This window comes from Microbacterium sp. 69-10 (genome assembly GCF_001897945.1).
Classification (GTDB): Bacteria; Actinomycetota; Actinomycetes; order Actinomycetales; family Microbacteriaceae; genus Microbacterium.
The window spans coordinates 115270-123242 of sequence record NZ_MKRT01000001.1; the positions used below are offsets into that span (position 1 = coordinate 115270).

Annotated in this window: 10 protein-coding genes; 5 read left to right on the top strand and 5 right to left on the bottom strand. The window is 70.0% G+C overall.

Annotation, left to right across the window (positions count from 1 at the left end; genetic code table 11):
- The 3 genes from BGN97_RS00585 to BGN97_RS00595 all read right to left on the bottom strand — a co-directional run.
- The coding region (locus tag BGN97_RS00585) for a DUF222 domain-containing protein (protein ID WP_292697116.1) at positions 1-700 on the bottom strand (700 nt) is incomplete at its 3' end.
- Between the two features lie 29 nt (positions 701-729).
- Positions 730-957 carry a hypothetical protein gene (locus BGN97_RS00590; protein ID WP_292697118.1) on the bottom strand — a complete coding sequence of 76 codons (228 nt, stop codon included), beginning with the start codon at positions 955-957 and terminating at the stop codon, positions 730-732.
- A gap of 129 nt (positions 958-1086) precedes the next feature.
- Positions 1087-1323, bottom strand: coding sequence for a hypothetical protein (locus BGN97_RS00595; protein WP_292697120.1), 237 nt, complete (start codon positions 1321-1323; stop codon positions 1087-1089).
- A 220-nt stretch (positions 1324-1543) separates the two neighbouring features.
- On the opposite strand from BGN97_RS00595, the gene BGN97_RS00600 reads away from it, so the two are divergent.
- Both BGN97_RS00600 and BGN97_RS00605 read left to right on the top strand, forming a co-directional pair.
- Positions 1544-2395, top strand: coding sequence for an RIO1 family regulatory kinase/ATPase (locus tag BGN97_RS00600; protein WP_292697122.1), 852 nt, complete (start codon positions 1544-1546; stop codon positions 2393-2395).
- Between the two features lie 86 nt (positions 2396-2481).
- Positions 2482-3909: an MFS transporter gene (locus BGN97_RS00605; protein ID WP_292697123.1), complete on the top strand. Its 1428-nt coding sequence runs from the start codon at positions 2482-2484 to the stop codon at positions 3907-3909.
- A gap of 19 nt (positions 3910-3928) precedes the next feature.
- Here BGN97_RS00605 and BGN97_RS00610 read toward each other — a convergent pair whose 3' ends face one another.
- Positions 3929-4594: a TetR family transcriptional regulator gene (locus tag BGN97_RS00610; protein WP_292697124.1), complete on the bottom strand. Its 666-nt coding sequence runs from the start codon at positions 4592-4594 to the stop codon at positions 3929-3931.
- A gap of 67 nt (positions 4595-4661) precedes the next feature.
- Between BGN97_RS00610 and BGN97_RS00615 the strand changes: the two genes are divergently transcribed.
- Entirely contained in the window at positions 4662-5564 is a 903-nt protein-coding gene (locus tag BGN97_RS00615) for an alpha/beta hydrolase (protein ID WP_292697125.1), read from the top strand.
- 1 nt (position 5565) lies between these two features.
- On the opposite strand, the gene BGN97_RS00620 is transcribed toward BGN97_RS00615, so the two are convergent.
- Complete coding sequence (locus BGN97_RS00620) at positions 5566-6108, bottom strand: MarR family winged helix-turn-helix transcriptional regulator (RefSeq protein ID WP_292697126.1); 543 nt, start codon at positions 6106-6108, stop codon at positions 5566-5568.
- Positions 6109-6194: 86 nt separating this feature from the next.
- Between BGN97_RS00620 and BGN97_RS00625 the strand changes: the two genes are divergently transcribed.
- Together BGN97_RS00625 and BGN97_RS00630 are read left to right on the top strand one after the other, a co-directional pair.
- Complete coding sequence (locus BGN97_RS00625; RefSeq protein WP_292697127.1) at positions 6195-6893, top strand: hypothetical protein; 699 nt, start codon at positions 6195-6197, stop codon at positions 6891-6893.
- 150 nt (positions 6894-7043) lie between these two features.
- The gene (locus tag BGN97_RS00630; protein ID WP_292697129.1) at positions 7044-7922 is read left to right on the top strand and encodes an AraC family transcriptional regulator; all 879 of its coding nucleotides are present in this window, start codon (positions 7044-7046) and stop codon (positions 7920-7922) included.
- Positions 7923-7973 lie beyond the last annotated feature (51 nt).

Consider the following 7973-nt stretch of genomic DNA (forward strand, 5'->3'; position numbering starts at 1 on the left):
TGCGCGGATCCGGGACGGCACCTTCGCCGCCAGAGTTGTCACAACCCGGCAGCGGGTTCCGATCCAGACGCCTGCTGACCTTGCCCATCCCGGTGAGCCGCTCAAATGCAGCATGCACGAGCACGGCCGGGCCGTAGACGCCGAACTCGGCCATCGCATCCGGGAGGTCCTTGACCCACGCGCCCCGCTGCTCACGGGCATCCGAATGCCGCTCCTGCAGAGACCGCGGCTGGCACTGCTCCGCCAGACGCTCCGCGACCACCCGGGTGCGGTTCGGCGACTCACCCTCCGCGAACGCGACCATCCGGTCCGCGTACGCAGCCCTGGCGCCCAGGTCCTCGATCCGCTCGCCGGCCTCGACGATCACTCGCGCATGCCCGGCACTGATCCGCCCCGCACCCTGTGCCGCCCACACCGCCGGGAAGCGGTCGACCTTCACCTCAGCGGCCACCATCCGCCGCTGGATCGTCCGGTCGCTGACCCGCAGTGCCGCCCCGAGCTCCGCAGCCACGGCACGCACCTGCAGGTCGGCATCATCCGCATCCGACGCCTGAGACAGCGCCACCCGTGCCGCCAATGCGAGCACCCCGTCGCGCGCCGCCAGCAGTCCGTCGATCGACGCCTCGATGCTCTGCGCCATCTCGACCAGACCCGACAGCACGTCCCTGTGCCCCGTCGGATCGATCGATGAAGTATCCATGACTCAAGTATGAGCAGGGTCACCGACATTCAGAGATCTTGACGAGACCTGATCTCCGCACGCATCACCCAGCGCCACTTCGCGACCCGCCGATCGCGCACGAAGCCGAAACCGGCGTACAGCTCCTCGGGTCCGGTGTGCAGGTACGCCCCGCGCTGCGGCTTGCGGTCCGCGAGTTGCTCCGGATACGCCTCGACGACTCCCCCGCCCGCCTTCCGGATCTCCTCCAGCGCCGCAGCCACCGCCGCCCGCGCCACGCCCTGCTCGCGCCGTTTCGAGGCGGTGAAGATGCAGCCGATGCGCCACGCTGGCGCGGGTGCGCCGGCGGCCTCGTACGCGCGCAGGTTCTGGATGTTCGGCAGCTCGGCGGGTGAGCCGAACTGACACTATCCCACGCAGTCGGTCCCCTCGTACACCAGGATCTGGTGCAGGGTGCCGGCCTGGGCATGCGCCTGCTTCGCCGCCCGATTGACCTCGGCGGTCTGGCCCGGCCGGCCGACGCCCTCCGGGTGGAAGCCCATGCACCAGCATCCGCCCCACACGCCGTTGCTGGCCTCGACCAGTGCGGCGAAGTCGGGCCAGGTCTCCGTATCCAGCAGTCGGGTGGTGAACCGATCCTCCATCGCACGCCTCCGATCCGTGCGACCAGACTGACACGCCCTCGCGCGCTCGGCCAGAGTGACGTACGATCGACGACAGTGCACCCGGGACGCGCCCGGAGGATGCGAGCGGAAGGAGCCCACGATGAACACCGTCATTGTCGCGCCCACCGCCATCGACATCCTCATCCTCGAGGCCGCCCGCTCCTGAACCGCGAGTGGCCTCCCGTCCGGAGCCATTCCCGTGAACACACAGATCCCCGCGTCCTTCGACGCTTCTCCCTTCGACGTCACCCTCGCCTTCGCCGACACCGTGCTGCAGGAGAACCAGCGCTGGTCGACCTGGCCGGCGACCATGCCCACCGAGCGCGGACCGCTGCCCCGCCCTGATTGGGTGGTGACCAGCGCCGCCGCGGTCGACACCGAGCTCGGCATCCTGAAGACCGGCAAGGAGGCGGACGTCTTCCTGATCGAGCGCGCCGTCCCCGACGACCCCGGCCAGCGCACGCTGCTCGCGGCCAAGCGTTACCGCGGCAGCGATCACCGCAGTTTCCAGCGCTCGTCGGTGTACACGGAGGGGCGGCGCACTCAGAACACCCGCGACGCCCGCGCCCTGGCGAAGAAGTCCGCGCACGGCCGCGAGGTCGCCGCCGCGCAGTGGTCGTTCGCGGAGTTCGCCGCGCTCAGCCGGATGCATGAGCTCGGCGCGCCGGTGCCGTATCCGGTGCAGGTGGACGGCACCGAGATCCTGATGGAGTTCCTCGGCGACGGTCACGCCGCGGCGCCCCGGCTCGCGCAGGTGCGATCGGATGTCGTGGATCTCGCCGACCTGTTCGATCAGATCGTCGACCTCATGCGCATCTTCGCCGCCGCGGGCTTCGCCCACGGCGACCTCTCCGCCTACAACCTGCTGGTGCACGAGGGGCGTGTGCGAGTGATCGACCTGCCGCAGATCGTCGACACGGTCGCGAACCCGCAGGGCCTGGACCTGCTGCACCGCGACTGCGTGAACATCTGCGACTGGTTCACCCGGCGCCGCCTCGAGCGCGACCCGGAGGAGCTCTTCGCCGGGCTGCTCGCGGCGTCGTTCGGGTGAGGCCGGCGCCTGCGGATGCCCGACCACGGCATCCCGCACGGCGCGCCGTCACCGGCCGTTCACCGGCGGCAGCCAGACTTCGAAGCATGAGCGACGATCACTCCGCGGCGGGCACTCCGATCAACACCGCCGCGATGACCGCATTCGGGCGCGAGCACGACGACGTGGCGCCCGCCTCCCGCAAGAAGGTCATCTCGTGGGCGATGTGGGACTGGGCTCTGCAGCCGTTCAACACCGTCATCCTCACCTTCGTCTGGATCGCGCTGTACCTGACCTCGCGGATGTTCCTGGACCCGGACGTACGCGCCTCGGGGCTGCTCGCCGACGGCAGCTACATGAACTGCAACAAGTCGGAGTACCTCGGCTCCGCGTACTGCAGCAGCCTGACCGACCTCTCGGAGTGGTGGGGCTGGGCCAACTTCGCGGCCGGCATCGTGATCCTGGTGCTCGCACCCGTGCTGGGCCAGCAGGCCGACGCACGGGGCAACAAGAAGAAGTGGGTGATCGGGGCGACGATCGGCGTCGCGCTGCTGCAGTTCGCGCTGTTCTTCGTCGAGGCGGACCCGAAGTTCTTCTGGTTCGGCGCCTTCGCTGTGGCGATCGCAGCCGTGATCAGCGAGATCGGCAACGTGAGCTACTACGCGATGCTCTCCGAGGTCTCCACGCCGAAGAACGTCGGCCGCATCTCGGGCCTGGGCTGGGGTCTGGGCTACATCGGCGGGGTCGTCGCGCTGATCGTCTGCATCCCCGTGCTCTTCCTCATCGGGCAGGACCAGCCGCTCGCCTTCAAGCTGGTGGCGGTGATCTGCGCGGTGTGGACCATCCTGTTCTCGATCCCGCTGTTCCGCAACGTGCCCGAGTCCCCGGCGTACGCGAGCTCCGAGAGGGTGGGCTTCTTCCGCTCCTACGTCGTGCTGGCGAAGAACATCGGAAGGCTGTTCCGGGACAACCGTCCGACCTTCTGGTTCATGCTCTCGGCCGCCGTCTACCGCGACGGGCTGGCCGGTGTGTTCGCCTTCGGCGCCGTGCTCGCGGCGCAGGGCTTCGGCTTCTCGTTCCTCGAGGTGATCGTGTTCGGGCTCGCCGCGAACCTCGTCGCGGGGGTCTCGACGCTGCTCGCCGGTCGCGTCGACGACGCGATCGGCCCCCGGCGGCTGATCGTGATCGCGCTCTCCGGCCTGGTCGTCATGGCGTTCATCGTCTTCGCGCTCAAGGACTACGGGACCATCGTCTTCTGGATCTGCGGTCTTCTGCTGTGCGCCTTCGTCGGCCCCACCCAGGCTGCCAGCCGCAGCCTGCTCACCCGGCTCGCTCCGCCGAGCCAGCAGGGCGAGATCTTCGGCCTGTACGCCACGACCGGTCGCGTCGCCTCGTTCCTGTCCCCCCTGGCCTGGTCGCTGTTCCTCGCCTGGTTCGGCGGGATCGTGTACGGCGTGCTGGGCATCGGGCTGATCCTGCTGATCGGCCTGGTGCTGCTGCTTTTCGTGCGCTTCCCGAAGGATGTCCGGGTCTGAGCCTCCGCGGCGTCTTCCGTCAGACCGGCAGCGCGCTCAGGGTCGACGCATCCGCTCCAGCCTGGAGCAGGAGGTCGCGCATGCCCCGGGCCGCGAGCGCGTAGGGACGGTCGCTGCCGTAGAGCAGCGACCGGGCGTTGGCCTGCTCATACAGGGCCGGCAGCGCGAACGCCAGCTGCTCGATGCCCTCGTCATCCAGGTCCAGCGATCCGTCGCCGGCGGCCGTGCGCACCTGGATCTCGAGGTACCCGTACCACTGCTCGATCGCCGAGCGGACGGCATCGCGCACCGGCCCGGGCTTGGAGTCGTAGTCGGCGGAGATCGCGGCGAAGAAGCAGCCTCCGGCGAAGACGCGGCTGCGGGAGTACTCGATCACGTTGCTCATTAAAGCCACCAGACGCGAAAGTCCGCGTGGCCGACTGCGCGCGGGCTCGACGACCACCGAGACGAACACGGCACGGCCGGCGTCGACGGTGGCGAGCTGCAGCCCCTCCTTGTTCTGGAAGAGCCCGGCGATGCTGCTCTTGCTGCGTCCGGATGCCTCGGCGAGGCGCCCGATGCTCAGCCCGTCCAGCCCCTCCACCGAGGCGAGGTCGGTCGCATGCGCGAGCACCGTGTGGCGAGAGGCGTCGCCGCGCAGGCGACGCCCATCTGCAACCTGCTGCTCGGTGACCGGATCGGACATGCCCCTAGTCTACGAACGATCGTTCGGATACTCTATGTACGATCGTTCGTATAGTCAGGAGTTCGGCATGACTTCGTTGAGAGACATCCTCGTGAGCGGCATCCGCCGGATCGACGCCGTGTCACCCGCCCTCACCGGCCGCGTCGCGAACGTCGCGTTCTTCGCCACGACCCGGCAGATGCGCGTGCGTGACAGCGATCGCGTCACCCACGATGCGGCGCGCCGCGAGAGTATCCGGATCGGCGGACACGACGTCGTGACCTACCAGTGGGGAGCAGGCGCGCGCGCCGCACTTCTCATGCACGGCTGGGACGGGCGCGCCTCGCAGTTCGCGACGATGGTGCGCGATCTGGTCGCCGAGGGGTGGCGCGTCGTGGCCTTCGACGCCCCCGCCCACGGCGACTCATCGGGCAGACGCACCGACGCCAGAGACTGGGTCGCCGCAGCCCAGCGCCTCGCCGCATCCGAGGGGCCGTTCGAACTAGTGATCGGCCACTCCTTCGGCGGATTCGCGTCCCTCGCGGCGGTCCGAGAGGGCGTACAGGCACGCCGGGTGATCACCATCTCGGCGGCGGGATCCGTCCAGGCGTTCCACGACGAGTTCGAACGGATGCTGCGGCTGTCGCCCCGCGCGAGCGAGGCGTTCGAGCGCGCCTTCCACCGCCGGCTCGGCATCTCACGCGAGGAGGGCATCGCCCGCTTCGACTCCGTTACGCATCCGCTGCCGCCGGAGGTGGAGCTGCTCATCGTGCACGACGAGGACGACCCCCGAGTCACGATCGAGAACGCGCACGCCCTGCATCGGGCACACGGCGAACGGGCTCGCCTTCTGGTGACTCAGGGACTCGGCCACAACCGCATCCTCGGGGCCGATCGCGTGCTCGACGCGGTGATCGCGTTCGCCGCCGACGGACCGCACGGCATCGATCGAGCGGATGCGAGCGAGCAGCGCGGGGTGCGCGGCGCCTGAGTCAGGAGCCCCAGTTGTCGGCGAGCTTCGTCAGCAGCCGGGCGAGTTCGACGCTCTCCTCCTCGGTGAAGGCGGCGAGCGCGCGGCCGAGTGCCTCGCGCCGTTCGCCGCGCATGCCCCGGAACATGCGCGTGCCCTCGTCGGTCAGGGCGATGCGGGTGCGCCGGGCGTCCTCGGGGTCGGCCTCACGTCGGACCCAGCCGCGATCGACGCCCTGCTGCACCAGCCGTGACGCGCGCGGCTGATCGACTCCGATGGCGTCGGCGAGGCCGCTCACACTGAGCGGCTCGGATGCCTGCGCCAGCGCGTCCAGCATCCTCAGCACAGCCGGGGCGCCACCGTGACGCATCCCGGCATCTGCCACCCACGGACCGCGTCCATGCGGACGAATGCCGTGCGGACCGTGCTCGCGCCCGCCGCGGTCGTGCGCGCCGCGGTCGTGCGCGCCGCGGTCGTGCGGATGCTGGTGCGGACCGCGCCGGCCGCGGAGGCGCGCCAGCGCGGCGGCGATGGCGTCGGCGGGATCCGGTTGCGCGTCGTTCATGCGTCCGATTTTACATGCGACTTGACATGCATCGACATTACATGTCACACTGCATGTACATGCAACATGACATACAAAGGATTCCCATGAACACCACTGATGACAACACCCGCCCCTTCGGCTACTGGATCACGGCGGTCGACCGCCTGATGCGCGCCGAGTTCGCCACCGTCTTCGAGGACGAGGGCATCACCCGCCGCGACTGGCGGATGCTGAACCGCATCGACGGCACGGTCCCCGACGGCCGCCCCGTCCATCCGCGCAAGCTGCACCGGCTCATCGAGCTCGGCTGGGTCGAGCGCACCCGCGAGGGCTTCGGCCTCACCGACGCCGGCACCCTGGCCAAGCAGCGCCTGGGCACCGCCGTCGACGAGCTGCGCGCCCGCGTCGCCGGAGCCGTCTCCGCCGAGGAGTACGCGACCATGACGGCCGCCCTCGAGAAGATCGCCCGCGAGTTCGGCTGGGAAGAGGGCAAGCGCCTCCCCCGGAGTGGCCGATGCGATCACGGCCCCGCTTCCCGGTTCGGTCACCGCCACGGCGTGCCCGGTCATCGCGGCCACGGGCACGGCTTCGGTCGCGGGCGCCACTCCGGTGAGCACGACTTCGACCGCGGCCACGGCTTCGGCGAGCACGGGCCCGAGAACCACCACGGCTTCGAGCATCGCCACGGTTTCGAGCACCGCACCGAGGGCCACGGCCACCACGAGATGGGCCGGGGCTTCGCTCGCGGCCACCACCGTCACGGCATCCCCGCGACACACATCCACATCCACACGCACGGCTAAGCCGTGCTGCCACCCGCGCCGAGCCACCACCGAATCGCCGAGCCACCACGCAGATGGCCGCGTCTTCCGTGGTGGCTCGACGTCTGTGTGGTGGTTCGGCGTCGGTTCGCAGCACGGAATAGTCACGCGCGCAGGCGGGTTGCCCTGTTCATGAGCAGTCCTGTCCTGAGCATCCTGCCCACGCCCACGTCCTCGACGTCGAGCGACGCGCTGGAACGGATGCTCGGCGAGGTTGCGATCAGCATCCGCTCGCAGCATCGCATCCTGCCCGACACCGACCAGGCCGTCGTCCTCGACGGCCTCTCCCTCGTGTACGTGCTGCGCGGCGGCATCGGGACGCCGACGGATGCCGGGCTGCCGGACGACCTTCGCGCCGGCGACGCACTGCTCGTCGCCGACCGCTCGCTGACTCTGCGCATCCCGGCGGGTTCCGGGGTGCTCGTGTCGCGGCTCGCGTGGGCAGACAGCGCCGCGCACCTCAGTGCGCTGCTGCCCGACACCGCCTGGATCCGGCGCTTCGACGAACTCGAGCCCGCCGCGGCGGCACTCGCCCACCACATGGGTGGCGACGCGCCGTCCGTCTGCGAGCGCAGCGGCGACCTCGTCATCTGCCGGATGATGGCGACCACTCTTCTGCAGTCCGTGATCCGCGCCTGGTCGAGTGTCGGTTGCGCCCCGCAGGGCTGGCCGTCGCGGTCGAACGACCCGTTCCTGGACCGCGTGGTCAGCGCGATCGACTCCGACCCGGGCCGTGAGTGGACCGTCGAGCAGATGGCTGCCGTCAGTGCCCTGTCCCGCACGGTGTTCGCAGAACGCTTCCGTCTCGCCTTCGGCATCTCCCCCGCGCAGTACGTCGCGGAGGTGCGGATGCGGGCGGCCCGCGCCCTGCTCATCGACGGCCGTGGCGTGAGCGAGGTCTCCCGCGAGCTCGGCTACGGCTCCGACGAGGGCTTCAGCCGTGCGTTCCGGCGCCACACCGGGATGACGCCGTCGGCGTTCCGCGTGCGCGGCGCCCTGGCATCCGCCTGATCCGCCACCCTGCTCGCACCGTGTCCCAGAAACGGCGGGTGCTGCCGCGTC